This is a genomic window from Pseudomonas sp. NPDC096917, from assembly GCF_044762555.1.
Classification (GTDB): domain Bacteria; phylum Pseudomonadota; class Gammaproteobacteria; order Pseudomonadales; family Pseudomonadaceae; genus Aquipseudomonas.
Window position 1 is genome coordinate 161,419 of record NZ_JBIWEO010000003.1, and the last position, 20,789, is coordinate 182,207.

A 20,789-nucleotide genomic window follows, 5' to 3' on the forward strand; every position below is an offset into this window, starting at 1 on the left:
CAGAAATTCATGCTGACGGAACGGCCCTCGGTGCTCGCACACTGTCATGCGCGAGCACCGAGGGCTCATTCGATCAACGCCGTGGCTGCTCGATCAAACAAATGGGTCTGCGTTCGGCAGGCCCAACTGCACCAGGCCATAACTGCGTCGGTAGGCGGCCTCGTTGTTGGCGATATGCCCGCGAGCCTGGTGCAGGTCGCGGAAGAAACGCGCCACCGGGTTGGTGTTGTAAGCCCCCGAAGCCGCCATGCAGCGCAACAGATCACTGACCCGGTCGGCACACACATTGGTCACGTGGGACGACTGGTAGCGATACAGCAAGCGGGTTTCCACATCCGGATATTCGCCTGCAGCTGCCAAGGCCATCAGGTGACCGTAGTTGCGCATCAGCACCAGCTTGAGCGCATCGACGGTGATGGTAGCTTCGGCCACAGCGGCTTGTGCAGCCGGGTCTTCGGCGGTTTTGGCGCCGTGCTTGCCGATGTGTTTGGCCGCGTTGTCGCGGAACTCGTTGATTGCGCCTTGCAGCCCGCCAATGGCAGAGGTGGAGACCGCACGGGCAAACACCTGGGCAAACGGGATGGCATACATGGGGTTGGTGTTGGTCAGCCGCCCTGGAGTGGCTTCGACGCTGTAGTTATTGGTGCGTTGAACCCGGTGCGCCGGAACAAAGGCGTCCTCGACCACGATGTCATGGCTGCCACTGCCGCGCAGGCCCAGCACGTCCCAATTCTGTTCAATGCGATAATCGCTGGCCGGGATCAGGAACGTGCCGTGTTCGGTCGGACCGGTTTCGTCTTGCGGCACGATGCCGCCGAGCAGGCACCATTTCGAATGCTGGCTGCCGCTGGAGAAGCTCCAGCGTCCGCTGATCTGATAACCGCCCTTGACCGGCGTGACTTTGGCCACCGGCATATAGGTCGACGCTACCAGCACCGAGCTGTCCTCGCCCCACACATCGCGCTGGGCTTCGACCGGATAGCGCGCCAATTGCCATGGGTGAACGCCCACTACCCCATACACCCAGGCGGTCGACATGCACCCCTCGGCCAGGGTCATCTGGATTTCAAAAAAGGTGCGCAGATCGACTTCGTGACCGCCCCAGATTTTAGGCTGCAACGCGCGAAAAAGCCCGGCTTCTTGCATATCGCGAACTGTTTCGTCAGGTAGCTTGCAGTCTTTGTCCGCTTGGGCCGAACGGCTTTTAAGCGCAGGTATCAGGTTGCGCGCGCGTTCGAGCAGCTCAAGCTCTATCGGACTTTTCTCTCGTATCTGATCCATCCGTCTGTTCTCCGTCAGTCTCTCGCTGCGCGAATGCGCGGGCGGTGTGAGAACAATATTCGGACTTGGCGCGAAGGCGATCATCGTCAAAGCGGACTAGGGGGTGAATATCCATGGCTGACGTAAGGGCGAAAGGGATAGTTCAATTAAACGCCTGTGTCGGGATTGAGCCGATACCCGTTCAATGCGTACGGCGGCTCACGTTTGTCAACCCGCCACCAAAGCACGCCGTGACGGGCCATCCATGGCCCAGCGATCACAGATCACACACCCGTCAGCATGGCGTGGGAGCTGCCGCAGGCTGCGCTCTGTTGATTTTCAAGGCCAACAGTGCGCAGCCTGCGTAAACATAAAGCGCTACAGAGTCGGCAATTTCGCCCACGGCCGGTCTTGCTCGATTTGCGCACTCAAGCGCAGCAATACGTCTTCACCGCCCATGGGCGCGGTGAACATCATGCCGATCGGCAAGCCGTTGTCACTCATGCCCACCGGCAGTGAGATCGCCGGTTGGCCGCTGACGTTGGCCAGCACGGTAAACGCCGCGCTGCCCATGGCGTTGTGGGCGTAGGTGTCCCAGGACTGGTCGAGGCTGAGCAACCCCAGCTCCGGGGTGACGTTGGCCGTGACCGGCGACAGGATCACGTCATAGGTGTCGAATTGTTGCTCCATGTAGCCACCGATGCTTTCAAACGATTGTCGCGCCCGGTACAGCCCTTCGCCGGTGACTTTTTGCGCATTGTTCAGCACCACCTCGGTAATGCGCTCAAAATCCTGTGGGGTCGCCGCCCGTCCCAGCACTTGCTCACGGTCGTGAATCATGGTCAGCAAGGCGTCGCCGACGACTGAGCCATGGGCCCCGAATAACTGCCGGGGGTCGACGTTGAGGCGCAGCTCTTCAACGTTGTGGCCCATGCCCGCCAAGCGCTTGGCGGTGTCGTCCAACACCTTGGCCACTGCCGGGTCCAGTGGCGAGCCGGTCAATGAGGTCCGTACCAGACCAATGCGCAGGCGACCCGGGGCGGTGCGTATTTCTTCAATGTACGGACGCACCAGTGGTTTTGCCCAGTACGGGCTGCCCTTTTCATGGCCTTGGCCCACATCCAGGAACAATGCCATGTCGCGCACATTGCGTGAGACCACGTTGCCTACGCTGGCACCAAACCAGCCTTCGTATTTACCTGGCCCGCTTGGGGTGCGGTAACGGCCGGGCTTGAGCCCGACAACGCCGCAATAAGACGCAGGAATGCGAATCGAGCCGCCGCCATCGGTGGCATGCGCCACTGGCACAATGCCTGCGGCCACCGCTGATGCCGCACCTCCCGATGAACCGCCAGCGCTTCGGGCGAGGTTCCACGGATTACGGGTTTGCCCCCACAACAGGGATTCAGTGGTGGTGGTCAGGCCAAATTCCGGGCAGGCGGTTTTCCCGAAAGGCACCGCACCGGCCGCCTGGTAACGGGCGATCAGGGTGCTGGTCTGCTCGGCAGCCGGCGCGTCCTTGTACAGGCGGCTACCATTGGTGGTGCGTGTGCCTTCAAGGTAGGTATTAAGGTCTTTGAGCAGGATTGGCACCCCGGCCAATGCGCCGCTGGTGGCTTCGCCGCCCGCTCGGCGGGCCTTGAGCAACGCGTGGGCGTACTCGTCATGGCGCATGTTGACGGCGTTGACTTTAGGGTTGACGGCATCACAGCGGGCGATGGCGGCAGCCAGCAGGTTTTCCGGACTGATTTCGCCTTTTTTCACGGCGTCAGCCATGTCCCAGGCATCCATGGACTGGTACTCGGCTGGCGATACGCCGCTGCCAGTGGCGGCGGTGGCATAACGTCCAAGCAAACCGGCGCCCACGGCCAAGGCACCGGCCTTGAGCACATGGCGACGCTGCCAGCCGTCTTGGGTTTCAGGAGTCGCGACAGTCTTTTGCAAAATAATTCTCCGGGCAAGATCTTGTTTTTATGAGCTAGCACACCCTGTAGAACGCAATGGTGTTCACTTAAGCGATTTCTGCCCGCCCCCACACTTGAGTTGCGTTGCTCTTAAGTGGAGCGCAGCGCAGTACGAACTGCATTGCTCGCTCCTACAGGGTTTTGGATCAGGGGTTAATCAGGGGTAACCATCGATTGCATGGTCGGCAGGAAGTGCTCGCCGTACGGCGGCAGCAAGCCCCATTCGCGGCGCGGGTCATGGGCCGGGGCCTTGAACACGGTGCGCATATGGCTGAACTCCAGGAAGCCTTCTCGGCCGTGATAGTGGCCCATGCCTGAAGCACCGATCCCGCCGAACGGCGCATCGTGCAAGGCGGCATGCATCAATACGTCATTGATCGTCACCCCGCCCGAGAGCGTATGCCCCAAAACGTGCCGCTGCTCTTCTTCACTTTGGCCAAAGTAGTACAGCGCCAAGGGTCGTTCGCGGGAGTGAATGTCGGCCAGGACTTGATTGAGTTTCTGATAGGGCAACACCACCAGCGCCGGACCAAAGATCTCTTCGCGCAGGATCTGGCTATCACGCGGCGGGTCAATCACCACCTGCAAGGGGCGACGGCGTGACTGTGGATCCGCCTCAAGTGCATGGGGGAAGCTGACAATCCGCGCGCCCCGCTCACGGGCGTCCTGCACGTAACCTTCGACACGCTGCAAATGCCGAGCATTGACCACGGCGATCACATCCGGGTTGCCCTCAACACGGGGGATCAGGTCGCTGTAGGCGATGTCCAGCGCGCCAATAAAGTCTTCCAATTGTTCACTGGGTACATACACCACGTCCGGGGTGATGCAAATCTGCCCGCCGTTATTGGCCTTGGCCACGGCAATGCTGAATGCGGCCTTGGCCAGATCCGCCGTGCGGGAAATGATGACCGGCGACTTGCCGCCCAGTTCCAGGGTCAGCGGTACCAGGTTTTCGGCTGCATTACGCATCACCGAGCGCGCCACTGCGGTGCTGCCGGTGAACACCAGGTGGTCGAACGGTTGCGAGGTAAAAACCTGTGCCAACTGCGCATCGCCGGTGACCACGGCGACTTCCAACGGGTCAAACAGCTCGGCAAAGGCTTGTGCCAGCACGCTGGCAGTCAGCGGGACCACTTCTGACGGTTTGAGGATGGCCCGGTTACCCGCCGCCAGCGCGCAGGCCAGGGGGCTGAGCACCGTAAACAGCGGCGCGTTCCACGTGCCGATGATGCCGATCGTGCCTTTGGGTTGATGCATGACCCAGGCTTTGGCGCCCAGTTGGTCATAGGGTGCAAACACCTCGCGGGGCTCGTCCGCCATCCAGTGCTCAAGGTGGTCGCGGGCATATTTAAGCGAGGCCAGCGAACCCAGCACGTCATTCATCAACGAAAAGCCCTGCGGCCTGCCGCCGAAGTCCAGGTCGATGGCTTCAATCAAGGGTTGCTGATAACGCACCAACAGATCGATCACCCGCTGTAAACGCTCGCGGCGCTGATCGGCACTGACCGGGCCTGCGTCAATAAAAGCTTTCTTTTGGGCTGCCAGCAGGTTCGTTAGCTGCTCAGGCTCAGTTTGGGCGGATAGGTGGGGGGCTGTGCTGGGGGTGATCATGGCGCGTCCTCTCTAAGGCAAAAGGGGCTGAAGGATGCGCCGAAGCTAGCCAATCCCGGGGGCTGGCGCCTCGTCCAATCGGACCATGATCCCCTGAATTCGTTAGTCCGTTAAGACGATGCAGCACGTGGCCTGGCGCAGAATACTGCAAGCACGAAAATTCAATCCATGGGGTTCGTCATGGCAGTGCAAAGCAGTTTTGATCCGCAGGCGTTCCGCACTGCGCTGGGCACCTTCACCACCGGGGTGACGATCATCACCACCCAGGCGGAAGACGGCTCGCCCATCGGGATCACCGCCAACAGCTTCAACTCGGTCTCGCTCAACCCGCCACTGGTGTTGTGGAGCCTGGCCAAATCCGCCCGCAGCCTGCCGGTGTTCAGCTCCGGCAAGCACTGGAATGTGCACGTGCTGTCGACCGAACAGGAACCGCTGTCCGGACGCTTTGCCATGCAGGGCGAAGACAAGTTTGCCGAAATCAAACTCGACAACGGCATCAGCGAAGCACCGCTGCTACAGGATTGCACCGCACGCTTTCAGTGCCGCACGGCCTTTCAATATGAAGGCGGCGACCACGTGATTTTTGTCGGTGAAGTCCTCGCCTTTGACCACAGTGATCGTGCACCGCTGGCGTTCCAGAGCGGCCAGTACGCCCTGGCAACGCGCAAGCCGCGCAGTGAGTTACGCCTGGCCACCACCCCGCCGCCACCGGAATGCAGTTATACCGAAGACTTGCTCGGTTATCTGCTGGGCCGTGGGCACTACCAACTGCTAGACGCCCTGCACCGCCTGCTGAGCAATCAGCAACTGGATGAACATGCTTTTTTTATCCTCTCGGTGCTGTGTATCCGCGACAACCTGTCTTTGGACGAGATCAACACATTCACCAGTTACACCGGGCACGTGGTGACAGTCGCCAGCATGCGCTTTCTGGAAAAACAAAACCTGGTCGCTCTAGAAGGCACCGTGCAGGAACCACGCTATGTGCTGACGGCCACCGGCCGCGAAGCCTCATTGCAGCAATTGGCACTGGCCAAGGCCGTTGAAGAGAACGTATCGGCCAAGCTTGGCCCCGGTGATGCGCAAGCGCTCAAGGTGCTGCTCAAACGCCTGATCGCCGCCAGCGACCCAGGCCTGCCCGACCTGTGGGCACCCCGCTAATCAGTAAAAGGACGATGTATGACTATTCTCCAGCGCTTCAACCTGACCGGCAGCGTGGCGGTGATTTCCGGGGGCGGCCGCGGTATTGGCCGCAGCATCGCCCTGGCCTACGCCGAAGCCGGGGCCGATGTGGTCCTGGCAGCCCGCACCTTGAGTGATGTGGAATCGGTGGCCGAAGAAGTCCGCAGCCTGGGCCGTCGGGCGCTGGCATTGAGTTGTGACGTGAATGAGGCCGAGCAGCGCAGCGCTGTAGTGGCGCAGGCCCGCGAACAGATGGGGCGCATTACCCACTTGGTCAATAACGCAGGCGGCGCAGGCCCCAACGACCCGCTGACCTTGAGCGTCGAGCGTTTTGAAGAGATCCTGCGCTTCAACGTGTCGTCGGCCTATCACCTGTGCCAGCTCTGCGTGCCGCACATGCGCAAGGCCGGTGCGGGCAACATCATCAACATCACATCGGGTGCAGCGCGCTATGCGCAAACCCAGTTCAGCGCCTATGGCACCGCCAAGGCGGCGTTGAGCCACATGACCCGATTGCTGGCCCAGGATTTTGCGCCACTGGTACGGGTGAACGCCATTGCCCCCGGCCCGATCCTTACCGACGCCTTGAACCGCGTGCTGCCGGTGGCCATGCGCGACGGCATGATCAAGGCCACGCCAATGCAAAGCCTGGGCGAGGTAGAAGACATTGCCGCTGCCGCGCTGTACCTCGCCACCCCTGCTTCACGCTGGGTCACAGGCAAGATTATTGAAGTGGATGGCGGCGCCGAGTCGAGCGTCTGGCCGGGTTAAACGCAGCGTTTACCTACCTCTGCAGGGGCAAGCTTGCTTACCCGCTTTTTAACGATCAAAAGATCGCGAGCAAGCTCGCTCCGGCAGGGTCATGTGCAACTTTGAGAGTGAGTGGTTATGGACATACAGTTGATTCAAGCCCTGGGTGATGAGCTGTTTCATGCCTTGCGCGAGCGCCGCAGCCTGCAACCGCTGACCCAGCGTTACCCGGACTTGACCCTTGAGACGGCGTATCAGATTTCCCTGCGTTTTTTGCAGCGCCGCGAAGCCTTGGGCGAACAGGTGATCGGCAAAAAGATCGGCGTCACCAGCCGTGCCGTGCAGGAAATGCTCGATGTGCATCAACCCGACTTTGGCTTTTTGACCAATCGCATGCAAGTTGCCGATGACAGCGATGTGAGCTTTGACGCCCACAAGCTGGTGCAGCCACGGGCTGAAGGCGAGATTGCTTTTATCCTCGGTGAGGACTTGCACGGCCCCGGGATCACAGCCGAAGACGTGATGGCCGCCAGCCAGTGGGTGGTGCCGTGCTTCGAAATAGTCGACTCGCGTATCGCCGACTGGAAAATCCGTATTCAAGACACCGTGGCCGATAACGCCTCTTGCGGGGTGTTTGCCCTGGGTGAACAACGAATCAACCCGCGTGACCTGGACCTGGCCAAGGTCGAGTTGCACCTGCTGAAAAACGGCCAGCCCGCCGGACACGGCTTCGGTTCTGCGGTGCAAGGCCATCCGTGTGCAGCGGTGGCCTGGCTGGCCAACACGCTGGGCCAGTTCGACATTCCGTTTCGCAAGGGCGAAATCATTCTTTCCGGGGCCCTGGCGCCGCTGGTGCCGGTACAACCCGGTGATGAGGTCAGCCTGACCCTCAGCGGCCTGGGCTCTGCCCGCCTGCGCTTTGTGCCCTAAACCCTGTTCGAGAGCCTTCCCATGAACAAAAAGATTAAATGTGCCCTGATCGGGCCGGGCAATATCGGCACCGACCTGCTGTACAAGCTGCTGCGCAGTGACGTGCTGGAGCCGGTGTGGATGGTCGGTATCGATGCCACCTCCGAAGGCCTGAGCCGCGCCCGCGACATGGGCCTGAAAACCACCAGCGACGGGGTCGACGGCCTGCTGCCACACGTGCTGGAAGACAACATTCAAATCGCTTTTGATGCAACGTCGGCCTACGTGCACGCCGAAAACAGCCGCAAGCTCAATGCGCTGGGCGTGCTGATGATCGACCTGACCCCGGCAGCCATCGGCCCGTACTGCGTACCGCCGGTGAACCTCAAGGCCAACCTCAAGCGCGGTGCCATGAACGTCAACATGGTGACCTGCGGCGGCCAGGCGACGATTCCTCTGGTGGCCGCTGTGTCCAGCGTGCAACCTGTGGCCTATGCCGAAATCGTCGCCACGGCAGCGTCCAAATCCGTGGGCCCGGGCACTCGCAAGAACATCGACGAATTCACCCGCACCACGGCCAGCGCGATTGAACAGGTCGGCGGCGCCAAGAAAGGCAAGGCGATCATTATCGTCAACCCGGCGGAGCCGCCGCTGATCATGCGCGACACCGTGCACTGCCTGACTGAAACCGAGCCAGATCAGGCTGCCATCAGCGTGGCCATTGCCAACATGATCGAGCAAGTCCAGCAATACGTGCCGGGCTACAAGCTGGTCAATGGCCCAGTGTTTGACGGCAATCGGGTGTCGATTTTCATGGAGGTTGAAGGGCTGGGCGATTACCTGCCCAAGTACGCCGGCAACCTCGACATCATGACCGCCGCTGCCGCTCGCACCGCCGAAATGTTCGCTGAGGAAATCCTCAAGGGCGAACTGCAACTCAAGGCCTCGGCCCCTCAGCCTGCCCTCGTTTAAGGAGCTACCCATGGACCTTCGCGGCAAAAAAATTACCGTGCATGACATGTGCCTGCGCGACGGCATGCACCCCAAGCGTCACCAGATCAGCCTGCAACAGATGAAAGACATCGCCTGCGGCCTGGATGCAGCGGGTGTACCGCTAATTGAAGTCACCCACGGCGATGGCCTGGGCGGCAGTTCGGTGAACTACGGCTTTCCGGCGCACACCGACGAGGAGTACCTCTCGGCGGTGATTCCCATGATGAAAAAGGCCAAGGTTTCAGCTTTGCTGCTGCCGGGGATTGGCACCGTCGACCATCTGCAAATGGCCTATGAGCTGGGGGTCAACACCATTCGCGTGGCCACCCACTGCACTGAAGCCGATGTGTCGGAACAGCACATCTCGTATGCCCGCAAACTGGGCATGGACACTGTGGGCTTTCTGATGATGGCGCACATGAACAGCCCCCAAGGGCTGGTCAAGCAAGGCAAGCTGATGGAGAGCTTTGGCGCCAACTGCATCTACCTCACCGACTCGGCGGGCTACATGCTGCCCCACGACATCAAGGCGCGAGTCGCGGCCTTGCGTGAAGTGCTGCACCCGGACACGGAGATCGGCTTTCACGGCCACCATAACCTGTCGATGGGCGTGTCCAACTCCATCGCCGCCATAGAAGCCGGAGCCACCCGCATTGATGCGGCAGCCGCAGGTTTGGGCGCGGGTGCAGGGAATACGCCGATGGAAATCCTGGTTGCCGTGTGCGACCGCATGGGGATCGAAACCGGGGTCAGCGTGTTCGGTATTCAAGACGTGGCCGAAGACCTGGTGGTGCCGATCATGGACTTCCCGATCCGCAGCGACCGCGATGCCCTGACCATGGGTTACGCCGGGGTTTATGGCTCGTTCTTGCTGTTCGCCAAGCGCGCCGAGAAAAAGTACGGCGTTCCGGCACGGGAAATTCTCGTGGAAATGGGCCGTCGCGGCATGGTCGGCGGTCAGGAAGACATGATCGAAGACACCGCCATGACCCTGGCTCGCCAACGCGCTTAACGGCGGCAAAGGCGCTGGCGCTCTGTGCGTCAGCGCCTTTGGCATTTTTCGCGGATAGGGAATCGAATATGTCCAACCCACACGTCGGCTGGCGCAGCCACGGATTGCTGTTGTTGCTGGCCGCAGTGTTTGCCGACAACTTTGTCGGGCGCCAGATTCTGGCGGTGATGATCGAGCCGATCAAACACGAATTCGGGGTCAGTGACACGGCCATGGGCCTGGTTTCGGGCTTGGCGTTTTCCGGGGTCTATGCCCTGCTCGCCTTGCCTGCCGGGCGACTGGCCGATGGTATGTCGCGTACTCGGCTGCTGGCCATGGCCTGCCTGCTCTGGGCGTTGGCGACCATGCTTTGCGGGCTGGCAGTGAGCTTCTGGATGCTGGCGCTGGCGCGCATGGCGGTCGCGGTGAGCGAGTCACCCACCACATCGGCATCCATGTCGGTGATTGCCGATTTGTACCCGCCGCATCGACGCTCTTTTGCCATCAGTTGCTTTACCGCCGCGCCGACTTTTTCGGCCATCATCGGCTTGAGCCTCGGCGCCTGGGTGGTCGAGCACTATGGCTGGCGGATGGCGTTTATGCTGATTGGCATTCCGGCACTGGGGTTTTCAGCACTGCTGGGGTTTGTGGTGAAAGACCCGGCACGCGGGCGCTGGGATCTGAGCAGCGCTCATGCGGCACATCCACTGCAAAGTTTGGGCATCGAAGCGCGTAAACTCCTGGCCCTGCCCGCTTATCGCTGTCTGATCCTGGCCGGCGGGCTGACCACACTGAGCGCGTATGCCATCGGCATGTGGAACACCAGTTTTCTGGTGCGCTCACACGGTTTGTCGCTGCAACACGCAGGCTTGCTGGCGGGGTTTATTTGCGGGGGCGTCGCAGGCGTCGGCGCGCTGTTCAGTGGCTGGTTAAGCGATCACCTGACGCCGCGTAATGCGCATTGGCAAATTGGCATTCCGGTCATCGGCCATGTCCTGGCGCTCAGCGCGCTGGTGACTTATCTGCTGTGGCCGAATACGGTGTGGCGGCAACTGGGTGGGTTGCCAATTCCCAGTGCGATGCTTTGGTGTGCGCTTTACAGCTTTTTTTGTACGTGGTGGGTGGCGCCCTCTTTCAACCTGGTCACGCAACTGGTGCCTGCCAATCGCCGGGGGACCGCCATGGCCTTGCAGACGATCATCTCGACCCTGCTGGGGGTTGGGATCGGGCCGTTGCTGGCAGGGTTGTTCAGTGACGCGTTGCAACCGGTGTTCGGGATTGAATCGCTGCGTTATGCCTTGCTACTGGTAAACATACCGGTGCTGGCGGCGATCGGGCTGCTGGTTCGCACCAGCAGCCACGTCACTCAAAGCCGTTATTTAACGGTTGAACGTGCAGCGTAATCGTCCAGCAGTTGGCGGGTCAGTTCATAGGACGACAGCTCGGCGGTTCGTCCAGGGCTGAGGGGAAACGCCTGCCCCGCCCACAGATTGATGAAGTCGCCGGAACCCGCAGGCTCGGACTTGGCTTTCAGTGGGAGCAACACCCCGCCTGCCAACGGAAATGCCGGGGCATGGGGATTGATTGGGCCGAGCTCGCGCATTACCCGGTTCAGAATCCCGCGTGCTGGACGCCCGGTGAACAGGTTGGTCAGCGCCGTTTCACTGGCGCTGGCTTCGCGCAATGCGCGGTAATGTGGCTTGGATATTTTTGCCTGCGGGCAAAACAGGTACGCGGTGCCGATTTGCACAGCACTGGCGCCCAAGGCAAACGCGGCGACAATCCCCCGCCCATCGGCAATGCCGCCTGCGGCAATCACGGGCACCGAGACCGCATCAACGATTTGTGGCACCAGGGCAAAGGTACCGATCTGCGAGGTCAAGTCGTTGCTCAGAAACATCGCCCGATGACCACCGGCTTCGTAGCCCATCGCAATGATCGCGTCGCAGCCGCGTTGTTCGAGCCACTGCGCTTCTTCAACAGTGGTTGCGGAGCTGATAATGATCGCCCCGCTGGCTTTGACCCGCGCCACCAGCTCAGGAGCCGGTAGAGAAAAGTGAAAACTGACCACGGGCGGGCGCAGTTCTTCGACCAATGCACAGGTGGCCTCATCAAAAGGTGCCCGGCTCGAAACCGGGGTCGGTGCGTCATAGTCGGCGCCCAACTCCTGGTAATAAGGTTTGAACAGCAACTTCCACTGCTGCACGTGAGCTTCGTCGTATTCAGGGGGTGAGTGACAGAAGAAGTTCACATTAAACGGCTGATCGCTCTCGGCGCGAAAGGCCGCGATCTCTGCACGAATTGCGTCCAGACTCAACGTGGCGCACGCCAAAGAACCCAGGCCACCCGCTTTGGCAACACCGATCATTACATCAGCTGCGGCACCGAGCATGGGCGCCTGAATGATGGGGTGGGTAATGCCGACCAAGTCGATAAAGCGCGCGTCAGGCCATTGGGACATGGGGTTGCTCTCTACGATCAATAATCGGGACATGGATAGTAACGGAGGGTGGATCGCTGTGGGAGTCTGACTTGCCAGCGATGCAGGGCTGCGGTTCTTATATCAGACCGCGTCGTTGGTAGAGCGGGCAAGCCCGCTCCCACCAAGGATGACTGCGCCGCTTCTGAGTGGTCGACACCGATGCCCACAGGCCTATGCGTCAGCTGACGGGTGTCAGCGTTTATTGGCCAAGGCGGCGATCAATGCCGGGTCGCGGTTGTAGATGTCCGGGGCGTAGACCACTTTGCCATTTTTGTCGGCTTGTGCCGTCCAGTAGCTCATCAGGATAGGCATCGGGTTGGACAAGCGGAATTCATGGGTCAGGCCAGTGGCCAGCAAATCTTCGGTCCGGATTTTTTCTGCCGGTGTGACCAGTAAATCCCGCAACTGGAACACCGATTCAACCCGTACACACCCCGAACTGAATGCCCGCGGGCCTTTGCTGAACAGCGCCTGGCTCGGCGTATCGTGCAGGTACACCGCGAATGGGTTGGGGAAACGCAGCACAATTCTGCCCAAGGGGTTTCGAGGCCCGGCGCCCTGGCGCAGCAGGATGTTACCGGGGCGATCCCAATCAATACTCTGCGGCGATAGCGGCTGGCCATTGCTGTCGACTACTTGCAAGTCATGGCGACTCAAGAAGGACGCGTCACGGCGAATCTGCGGCAATTTGTCTTCTTTGAAAATAGTCGGCGGAATGGTCCAGGTCGGGTTCAGGGTCAGGCGTGTCACCCGCGATTTAAGCAACGGCGTCTGACGATCCGCACGCCCCACCTGAGTTCGGGTTTGCCATACCGGCAAGCCATTCTGGTAGACCGTCAACTGCGCCGCCGGCAGGTTGATCAGCAAGATCGAAGGCTCGAAATCCTGAGCCATCCAGCGAAAACGTTCCAGGTTGATGCGCAGTTGTTCAAGCCGGGTCGCTGGGCTGACGTTCAACTCTTTCACGGTGCTCGCGCCGATCACCCCATCGGCCTGCAAGGAATGGTTGAGCTGAAAGCTTTTAACCGCAGACACCAACTCATTGCTGTACACGTTATTGGGCGTAGCCGGTATGTGATCGAGATAGCCCTCATTGAACAGACGCTGGGCTAACGCTGGGATTCGCGGGTCTTGCATGCCGGGACGCACCAAAGCGCCATCCGCTATTGACTGCCATTTAGGCAACGGTAGCTGACGCTGACGGGCATAGACGTTACGCAGATTCTGGTAAAGCTCAAACCCCGGACGGGCCTGGGCAAACGCCTGGGCCACATCGTGCAGGCCCGGCACAGCAATCGCCAGAATCTGGCTCCGATCGGGCACGACTTCATTGGAATGCCAGACAGGCTCGAAACGGGCTTGTGGCAAACGGCCGTAGTGCAGGTCTTGCAAGGCTTGCAGGTACTGGTGGCTGGTGTCGATGTCGGCACACACGTCCTGTGTGTTGGGCAAAGGGTAGTTTTGCGGGTCAAGCCCATCGTCAGCCAAGGTTGGCAATACACCTTGCAAGGCAGCCAAGCGCCCCTTGTCGGCCCAGATTGGCTGGTTATTCTGAGTCTGGTAGAAAGCCTGCAGCAGGGCCTGTGAATGCTCGTTGATACGGGCGGCCAATGTCGGGCATGCCTGTGGCAATTGTGCCAATGCCACTTGCACCGGGCTCAGGGGCTCGACTGGCAGCTCATCAGCCAGTGCGACCAGCGGCGCAGCGAGTAAGACAAGGGTCAAGTAACATGCGTGTTTTTTGATCAACTGCTTAACTCCAGTCCGTGGCCTTTATGTTGAGGGTCACCGTATTACGTGTCGCGGCATGCCTTAGGCTAGCACCTAAAACAGGGTCGCCCTTAAGAACGACTGAATGTCAGGAGCCAATTCACCCGTGGAAACTTTTAACTTATGCTGATTTTATTGCGACGGCTTTGCTTGGCCGCCGCGGCACTGGGCGCATTTTCAAGCCCGGTGTTCGCCGCCACCGCCAGCCCTTTTCAACCGGTATTGTTCACCAGCCTTGCCCAAGCGGCCCCCGAACTCAACCCCCAAGCCCTCAAAAGCGCCCTCAGCGCCATGCAATGCGCAGTCAACAGTGGCGCCAGCCAGGCCCGGAACCTGGCGGTGATTGATTACTCGCAACCTTCCACAGCGCGACGCCTGTGGATTTTTGACTTGCGCAAAAAGACCCTGGTGCTGCGTGACTTGGTGGCCCATGGACAAAATTCCGGTGAAAACTTCGCCACTCAATTCTCCAATAGCGAAGGCAGTTATCAGTCTAGCCTGGGCTTGTTTCGCACCCAGGAAAGCTATCAAGGTGCCAACGGTTATTCCTTGCGCATGGACGGGCTGGAACCGGGCATCAATGACCGCGCGCGTGATCGCGACATCGTCATCCATGCCGCCAGCTATGTGAACCCGTTGTGGAGCCAGCGCCAGGGCCGTATCGGTCGCAGTCAGGGCTGCCCTGCCGTACGCCCGCAAGTGGCACGCAAAGTGGTAGACACGCTCAAGGACGGACAGTTCATGTTTGCCTGGTATCCGGATCAGCGCTGGTTGAAATCCTCGGCGTACCTGAACTGCAAGCCGCATTTGGTGGCGAGTATTGTGTCCGCTAAAGGGCGCTGAGCACACGTGGATCTGGGTGCGAGCTTGCCGCTGTTATCACGCCCGCGATGATCGCGGGCGTGATCCTCAAAGCTCAGGCTGCAGGCAACACAAGTTCGGCCTCCTTCGGCCCCAACTCAAGCAACCGCTGAAACTGCTCGCTGATCGCTGCAACCAGCGCCGCATCCTTGACCGGGTCCAGCCCCGGATACGGCCGCCCGTTATAGTTTCCGGTGTAGGTCAGAACCGCTTCAATGTTGCCCGCCTTCTCATACACCGTGCGGATCAATTGGCTTTCCTGGTCTTTTTTGTCTGTGCACTTGAGTGCGTAATGCAGGGCCAGAGCACTGCCAAATTCCAGGGCGCTGCTGTCTATTGCATGTTTTTTGGCCAAATCGATGCTGCGCAATATCCGCTCATTGCGTTGCAGTTTGCGCAGCGGGTCACGCCCCACGCGCGCGCACGGGTCCTTGAATGACGTATTGCAACGTTCCAGAAAGGTTTTCGAGAAATCAGCCACAGCGTCGGCCATTTGCGGGTTCTCGGCCACCAGTGCCGGGCCGACTTCCTGGTGAATCAGTCGTTCAGCCAAGGCGCTGACCCGCGAATCACCCATGCCTTGCCCCAACCATGAATAACCCAACAGACTGGCGTACCAGGCAATGATCGCGTGCGGGCCGTTCCACAGCAGGTTCTTGATAACCTGCGTCTGTGTGATGTCGTCTACCGTTTTCACTTGGCGCAGGCGCTCCAGCAGGTTGCTGCAACGCTCTGCATACAAGGGCATGTCCGATTCGCTGTTGAACAAGATCAGGTGCAATTGGCTAAGCGCGTTGCTCGACTGGGCAAAGGGCCGAAAACGGGCGATCAGACGCTCGTACTCCGGCACAGGCAGCTTGGGCGAGGTTTTGCGGGCGGCGGGTTGCTCGCTCAGGCTCTTCTGGAAAATATTTGACTTAATCCGCAACTGCCGCACCAGCGCTTCGTTGGAGATTTTGGAGACGATGCGACTCACCACTGTTTCGGCAAAATGGGTGTTATCGAGAATTTTCTGAGCAATCTGCGGCGACGCCAGCTGTTCCAGCTGCGCTTGCACCTGACGTCGGACGAAATCCGCGCCGCCAACTTTATTCAGCACAATCAGGATCGTCAGTTCGCGCCCACGACGCTCGAAGCGGCGAATCAGTCCTTGGGCAATCACCTGGGCCTGATTGCGTATGGCAGGCTCCGGAAGGCTCAGGCCGACGATTTCAGCCGTGTCGTACATGCGAATCACCGCTTCGGCGTCGTCCATGTCGATCATTCTGAGGTTTTCGATGGTCTGGTCGAATGATGTGGCGCCATAGCGCACGCTGAATCGGCCGAACGCCTGAATGGTTTCACGCAACATCCGCGAGCGGGTCGCCGCAATGATTTCACAGGGCCGGGTGTAGCCATCCCAGTGAGAAAAAATCTGCGTCAGGTAACCGCCGCCCATGGCACCAAAACCATGAATACCGACACTGAACTGGTTCAGGGCCTGAGGAAAACTCTCGGTCAGATCAGGCGTGCCAAGGTCAGGCATGCAGTCGTTCAAGTCGCCCAGAAACCCGTGCATGCTTTGGTAAGCCTTCAAGGCGCCCGCCTTGACCTCAGGCGCCGGGGATTTGATGTCTTCGATCAGGATCGGTTGGCCATCGGCACGAATGGCCGAGAGCAAACCGTTTTCAGAGTCTTCAAGCATCAGGCACTGCTGCGCCGGGCAATTAAGGGCGCTGGCCGCTGCCAGGAAAATTTCTGGATGCGGTTTGCCCTGAGTCACTTCATCACCGCACACGGTGACATCGAAATACTTCAAGACATTGGCGTTGATCAGGTATTCCTCGGCAATCGCACGCCGACTGGACGTGGCAACGGCGATGGTCAGGCCGTACTTGCGCAAGCGCTCCAGCACTTCGAGCAAGCCATCCTTGATCGGCACGCCATGGTCGCGCACGTAGGCCAACTCCAGTTCGTCAGCACGCTTTCGGACTTCGGCGTAAGGGAAGCCTTCACCATGATTGGCCTTGGCCAATGCCTCGGCCTTCTTGGCACTCAAACCCAAGGAGCCGATCAGGGTTTCTTCGCTCAGGGGGGTACCAAAAATTTCGAGGGCTGCTTGTTTCAGGGTTTTAAAGCGCAGGCGTTCGGTGTCAAACATGGTGCCATCCATATCGAAGATGGCGCTAAAGATTCTCTTGCCCTGGAAATAGATCATTGGGTGTTACTCCTTGTGCCGCGAGGTTCAGATAAAAAGCCGGGCAGCCAAACACACTGTTGAAAACGCACAGTGGACGCGCCGGTGGGGCGAGTTATCAGAATCAATCAGGCGGAGGGATGTAACAGTGGCGCCAGTTGGCGCAGTTGCCCGAGAAGCACGGGATCAACTGGGGTAAAGCAACGTGGGCAAAGAGACGAGAAATAAACCCTGTGGATGCGCTGATGCGGCGTTTGACGTGAGGCCCACAGTTCGCAATCAGGGGTGCGGGCTGTGAGCCAAACTGGCGATTGATACGTGTGATTCCATCCATATGGGCTTGTCATTTCCTGTAATACGATTGAATGCCTTTTTAGCTATAACGCACATGGAGGTTCCAGATCAAGGCCGATAGATCGCAGCTTTCGATAGCGCCCACAGGTTTTGATTCGTTAGCGCTGATCCAATTGCTCGATCAACACTCGGTTAAACGCTGCCGGGTCTTCCATTTGCGGCGCATGGCCCATGCCCGCGAACTCAACCAGTTTGGCGCCTGGTATGCGTGCGGCGGCCTGTTTGCCCAGCACCTTGTAATGACCGATTTGGGCTTTGATGTGCGGCGGCGCGATGTCGCTGCCGATGGCTGTGGTGTCCGCGTCGCCTATCAGTAACAGCGTTGGCACCCTCAGATTGGGCAGCTCGTAGAATACCGGCTGGGTGAAGATCATGTCGTAGATCAACGCCGAGTTCCACGCCACGCGCTTGTGTCCCGGCCCTTTATTGAGCCCCGCGAGCATATCGACCCAGCGGTCGTACTCAGGTTTCCAGTGCCCGGCGTAATAGGTGCTCTGTTCATAGTTGCGCACGCCGGCTGCGTCCAGTTTCAACTCACGCTCGTACCATTGGTCGACGCTGCGCCATGGCACGCCCAGGGCTTTCCAGTCTTCCAGACCGATTGGATTGACCAGCACCAACTGTTCGGTCTGCGGCGCGTACATCAGTGCATAGCGGGCGGCCAGCATCCCGCCGGTGGAGTGGCCGATGACGCTAGCTTTCTCAACGCCAAGGCTGGCCAGTAAGGCGTGAGTGTTGGCTGACAACTGCTGGAAACTGTACTGGTAACTCGCCGGTTTGCTTGAGGTACAAAAGCCGATCTGGTCCGGTGCCACGACTCGGTAACCCGCTGCGCTCAGGGCTTTGATGCTGTCGCCCCAAGTCGCTGCGCAAAAGTTTTTACCGTGCAGCAACACTGCCGTATGGCCATTGGCGGCTCCGGTGGGCGCTACGTCCATGTACCCCATCTGTAACGACTGGCCTTGGGACTGGAAGCTGTAATGATGCAATGGATAGGGATATTCAAAGCCTTGCAGCTCTTCACCATAACTGGGCGTGGCCCGCTCGGGCGCAGCAACGGCCAGTAACGGCAACGCGCATGCAACCAGCAGGCCTGCACACGATCGCTGAATAAATGACATAGGCAGTTCCTCAAAAACTCTGGAGCGTCACATTGCACGATTAACCCAAGGTTAATACCCACCTGTATGATGGCGCGCATAAAAAAGCCCCGGGGATTTACGTCTATCACGGGTCCGCCATTGTTTAGGAGCTTTGCATGAACATGCTTTACCGGACTTTCAACGAGGGAGAGTCCGCCCCCCGGTTCGCGCTCAATGCATTGACCCTCGGCTTGTTGCTCGCCAGCACTATGACGGTAGCCGATGCGGCTGAAACCGAACTGCCCGCGATTTCCGTCACCGGCAGCAACAACGCTGACTATCAGGCTGACACCGCTTGGGTGGGCGGCTTCGAGCCCGCGCCCTTGCTCGATACGCCCGCAGCGATTGCGGTGTTCAACGAAACCCTGCTCAAGGACCAGCAGGCCCGCTTGCTCAGCGACGTGTTGAAAAATGACGCCTCGGTGGGTGAAAGCTACGCCCCCATCGGCTACTACGAAAACTTTGTGGTGCGCGGGTTTTCGCTGAATTCGGCCAGCAGCTACAAGATCAATGGCCGGACCATCACCGGCGAACAGAACGTAGGACTGGAAAACAAACAACAGGTTGAGCTGCTCAAGGGCCTGTCCGGTCTGCAAAGTGGTGTGTCCGAGCCGGGCGGCCTGGTCAATTACGTCACCAAACGGGCCGCCGATGTCCGCACGGTGACGATCTCGACCGATGATCGCGGCAGTGGCTACATGGCCGCCGATGTCGGTGGCTGGTTTGGCAGCGAGCAGCAGTTCGGGCTGCGGGCCAACGTCGCCCATGAAGACATTCATTCCTACGTCGAACATGCCAATGGCCAGCGCGACTTCATGTCGCTGGCGTTCGACTGGAACATCAGCCCCAATGCGCTGTTACAACTGGATGTCGAATACCAGAACAAAGAACAGCGCTCCGTGCCGGGCTATCAACTGCTCGGTGGCACTGAACTGCCGCACCATGCCTCACCGAAAAAGTTGCTGGCCCACCAGAGTGGCTCCAAGCCAGTGACCCTGGATTCGCTCAACCTCAACGGAAATTTTGAATACCGCTTCAGCGAAACCTGGACAGGCAGCCTCAGCGCCTCGCGCAGCAAGGTGGTGATCGACGATTACAGCTCGTTTGCCTGGGGCTGTTATGGCTCGGACAGTTGCGCCAACGCGGCCGTGCCCAACTACTTCAGCCCGCAAGGCGATTACGACATCTATGACTTCCGCAGTCCGGATGACACCCGGCGTAATGATGAAATTCAGGCCGCGCTGAGTGGGCGATTCGACACCGGCGGCATTAGCCATGAATTAACCGTTGGCACCAGCGCATTCCGGCGGGTGGTAGACCAGAGCGAACTGATCAACGAGATGATCGGCAGCGGCAATATCAACCGTGAGCCCGAAGACTTTGCGCGTTACGACGGCCCGGTCAATGACAGCTATCGGCGCCTCGACAGCCGTCAATACGGGCTGTTTTTCAATGACCGGATCAGCTTTGACGAGCAGTGGCAGACCGTTCTGGGCGGGCGTGAAGTGCGCCTGGATGAACGCACGTTTGATGACCTGGGCGACACCACCCGCCATACCCAGCGTTATGAGTTTGTGCCCCAAGCTGCGCTCATCTATAAACCGGTGCAGAACGTTACGCTGTACACCCGTTACAGCAAGGGCTTGTCGCTGGGAGGCGAAGCGCCATGGTTCGCCAGCAATGCCTTTGAAATCCTCGCACCCACGGTGTCGCGCCAAATCGAGGCCGGTATCAAGTATGACTGGCGCCGCATGAGCCTCAGCGCCACCCTGTTCCAGATTCGTCAGGGGTATCAGTACGCGCGCCCGCAAGCCGATGGTTCATTTATCTATGAGCAGCAGGGTGAGCAGAAAAATACGGGCCTGGAACTGGCCGCCAATGGCTGGGCCAGCGAGCGTTTGCAGATCTCGGCCAGTGTGGCGGCAATTCGTGCCCGGGTCACTGGCAGCGGCACTGCGGACTACGAAGGCCACCAGACCCTCAATGTCCCAACCCTGCGCGCAAGTCTCTACGGTGACTATGCCCTGCCCTGGATCGACGGCCTGTCGCTGCTGGGTGGCGTGCAATACAGTGGCAAAAAATACGCGAGCCAAGCAGGCGACGCTCAAGCAGACGCCTATGCAATCTTCAATATCGGCAGTCGCTACAGCACCCGTATCGAGGGCTACGACACGGTGTTCCGGCTGACCGTAGACAACCTGTTTGATAAACGCTACTGGCGTGATGTAGGCGAATACATGGGGGACAACTATCTGTTCCAGGGCGCACCACTGACAGCCCGTCTAAGCGCGTCGATCAACTTTTGATCACGCCCCCTCCCGGCAACGCCCTGAGCCCCTGG

General features: G+C 59.5%; 15 protein-coding genes. 8 read left to right on the forward strand and 7 right to left on the reverse strand.

Going from position 1 to position 20,789, the window contains the following annotated elements; genetic code table 11:
* Positions 1 to 93 precede the first annotated feature (93 nt).
* The 3 genes from ACIQYF_RS04935 to ACIQYF_RS04945 form a co-directional block, all read right to left on the reverse strand.
* Positions 94 to 1,281, reverse strand: coding sequence for an acyl-CoA dehydrogenase family protein (locus tag ACIQYF_RS04935; RefSeq protein ID WP_402857449.1), 1,188 nt, complete (start codon positions 1,279 to 1,281; stop codon positions 94 to 96).
* 357 nt (positions 1,282 to 1,638) lie between these two features.
* Positions 1,639 to 3,204, reverse strand: coding sequence for an amidase (locus ACIQYF_RS04940; protein WP_402857451.1), 1,566 nt, complete (start codon positions 3,202 to 3,204; stop codon positions 1,639 to 1,641).
* Between the two features lie 173 nt (positions 3,205 to 3,377).
* Complete coding sequence (locus ACIQYF_RS04945) at positions 3,378 to 4,838, reverse strand: coniferyl aldehyde dehydrogenase (protein WP_402857453.1); 1,461 nt, start codon at positions 4,836 to 4,838, stop codon at positions 3,378 to 3,380.
* 180 nt (positions 4,839 to 5,018) lie between these two features.
* On the opposite strand from ACIQYF_RS04945, the gene ACIQYF_RS04950 reads away from it, so the two are divergent.
* The 6 genes from ACIQYF_RS04950 to ACIQYF_RS04975 all read left to right on the forward strand — a co-directional run bounded on the left by ACIQYF_RS04950 (position 5,019) and on the right by ACIQYF_RS04975 (position 11,066).
* Positions 5,019 to 5,999 (forward strand): flavin reductase, encoded by a 981-nt coding sequence (locus ACIQYF_RS04950; protein ID WP_402857455.1) that lies wholly within the window; start codon positions 5,019 to 5,021, stop codon positions 5,997 to 5,999.
* 18 nt (positions 6,000 to 6,017) lie between these two features.
* Positions 6,018 to 6,791, forward strand: a complete 774-nt coding sequence (locus ACIQYF_RS04955; protein WP_402857457.1) for a glucose 1-dehydrogenase — start codon at positions 6,018 to 6,020, stop codon at positions 6,789 to 6,791.
* A 117-nt stretch (positions 6,792 to 6,908) separates the two neighbouring features.
* A complete protein-coding gene (locus ACIQYF_RS04960) occupies positions 6,909 to 7,700 on the forward strand; it encodes a fumarylacetoacetate hydrolase family protein (protein WP_402857459.1) in 792 nt (263 codons plus the stop codon).
* Between the two features lie 21 nt (positions 7,701 to 7,721).
* Positions 7,722 to 8,651, forward strand: coding sequence for an acetaldehyde dehydrogenase (acetylating) (locus ACIQYF_RS04965; protein ID WP_402857463.1), 930 nt, complete (start codon positions 7,722 to 7,724; stop codon positions 8,649 to 8,651).
* Between the two features lie 10 nt (positions 8,652 to 8,661).
* Positions 8,662 to 9,684 carry a 4-hydroxy-2-oxovalerate aldolase gene (gene dmpG / locus ACIQYF_RS04970; RefSeq protein ID WP_402857465.1) on the forward strand — a complete coding sequence of 341 codons (1,023 nt, stop codon included), beginning with the start codon at positions 8,662 to 8,664 and terminating at the stop codon, positions 9,682 to 9,684.
* A 68-nt stretch (positions 9,685 to 9,752) separates the two neighbouring features.
* Complete coding sequence (locus ACIQYF_RS04975; RefSeq protein WP_402857467.1) at positions 9,753 to 11,066, forward strand: spinster family MFS transporter; 1,314 nt, start codon at positions 9,753 to 9,755, stop codon at positions 11,064 to 11,066.
* On the opposite strand, the gene ACIQYF_RS04980 is transcribed toward ACIQYF_RS04975, so the two are convergent.
* Together ACIQYF_RS04980 and ACIQYF_RS04985 are read right to left on the reverse strand one after the other, a co-directional pair.
* Positions 11,039 to 12,124, reverse strand: coding sequence for an NAD(P)H-dependent flavin oxidoreductase (locus ACIQYF_RS04980; protein ID WP_402857469.1), 1,086 nt, complete (start codon positions 12,122 to 12,124; stop codon positions 11,039 to 11,041). The two genes, ACIQYF_RS04975 and ACIQYF_RS04980, sit on opposite strands and share 28 nt — an antisense overlap.
* A 213-nt stretch (positions 12,125 to 12,337) precedes the next feature.
* Complete coding sequence (locus ACIQYF_RS04985; protein ID WP_402857471.1) at positions 12,338 to 13,894, reverse strand: murein L,D-transpeptidase; 1,557 nt, start codon at positions 13,892 to 13,894, stop codon at positions 12,338 to 12,340.
* Between the two features lie 144 nt (positions 13,895 to 14,038).
* On the opposite strand from ACIQYF_RS04985, the gene ACIQYF_RS04990 reads away from it, so the two are divergent.
* Positions 14,039 to 14,758, forward strand: coding sequence for a murein L,D-transpeptidase catalytic domain family protein (locus ACIQYF_RS04990; protein ID WP_402857473.1), 720 nt, complete (start codon positions 14,039 to 14,041; stop codon positions 14,756 to 14,758).
* Between the two features lie 73 nt (positions 14,759 to 14,831).
* On the opposite strand, the gene mtlD is transcribed toward ACIQYF_RS04990, so the two are convergent.
* Both mtlD and ACIQYF_RS05000 read right to left on the reverse strand, forming a co-directional pair.
* Positions 14,832 to 16,973 carry a bifunctional mannitol-1-phosphate dehydrogenase/phosphatase gene (mtlD, locus tag ACIQYF_RS04995; protein ID WP_402857475.1) on the reverse strand — a complete coding sequence of 714 codons (2,142 nt, stop codon included), beginning with the start codon at positions 16,971 to 16,973 and terminating at the stop codon, positions 14,832 to 14,834.
* A gap of 431 nt (positions 16,974 to 17,404) precedes the next feature.
* Entirely contained in the window at positions 17,405 to 18,427 is a 1,023-nt protein-coding gene (locus tag ACIQYF_RS05000; RefSeq protein WP_402857477.1) for an alpha/beta fold hydrolase, read from the reverse strand.
* 137 nt (positions 18,428 to 18,564) lie between these two features.
* On the opposite strand from ACIQYF_RS05000, the gene ACIQYF_RS05005 reads away from it, so the two are divergent.
* Entirely contained in the window at positions 18,565 to 20,754 is a 2,190-nt protein-coding gene (locus ACIQYF_RS05005) for a TonB-dependent siderophore receptor (protein WP_402857479.1), read from the forward strand.
* Positions 20,755 to 20,789 lie beyond the last annotated feature (35 nt).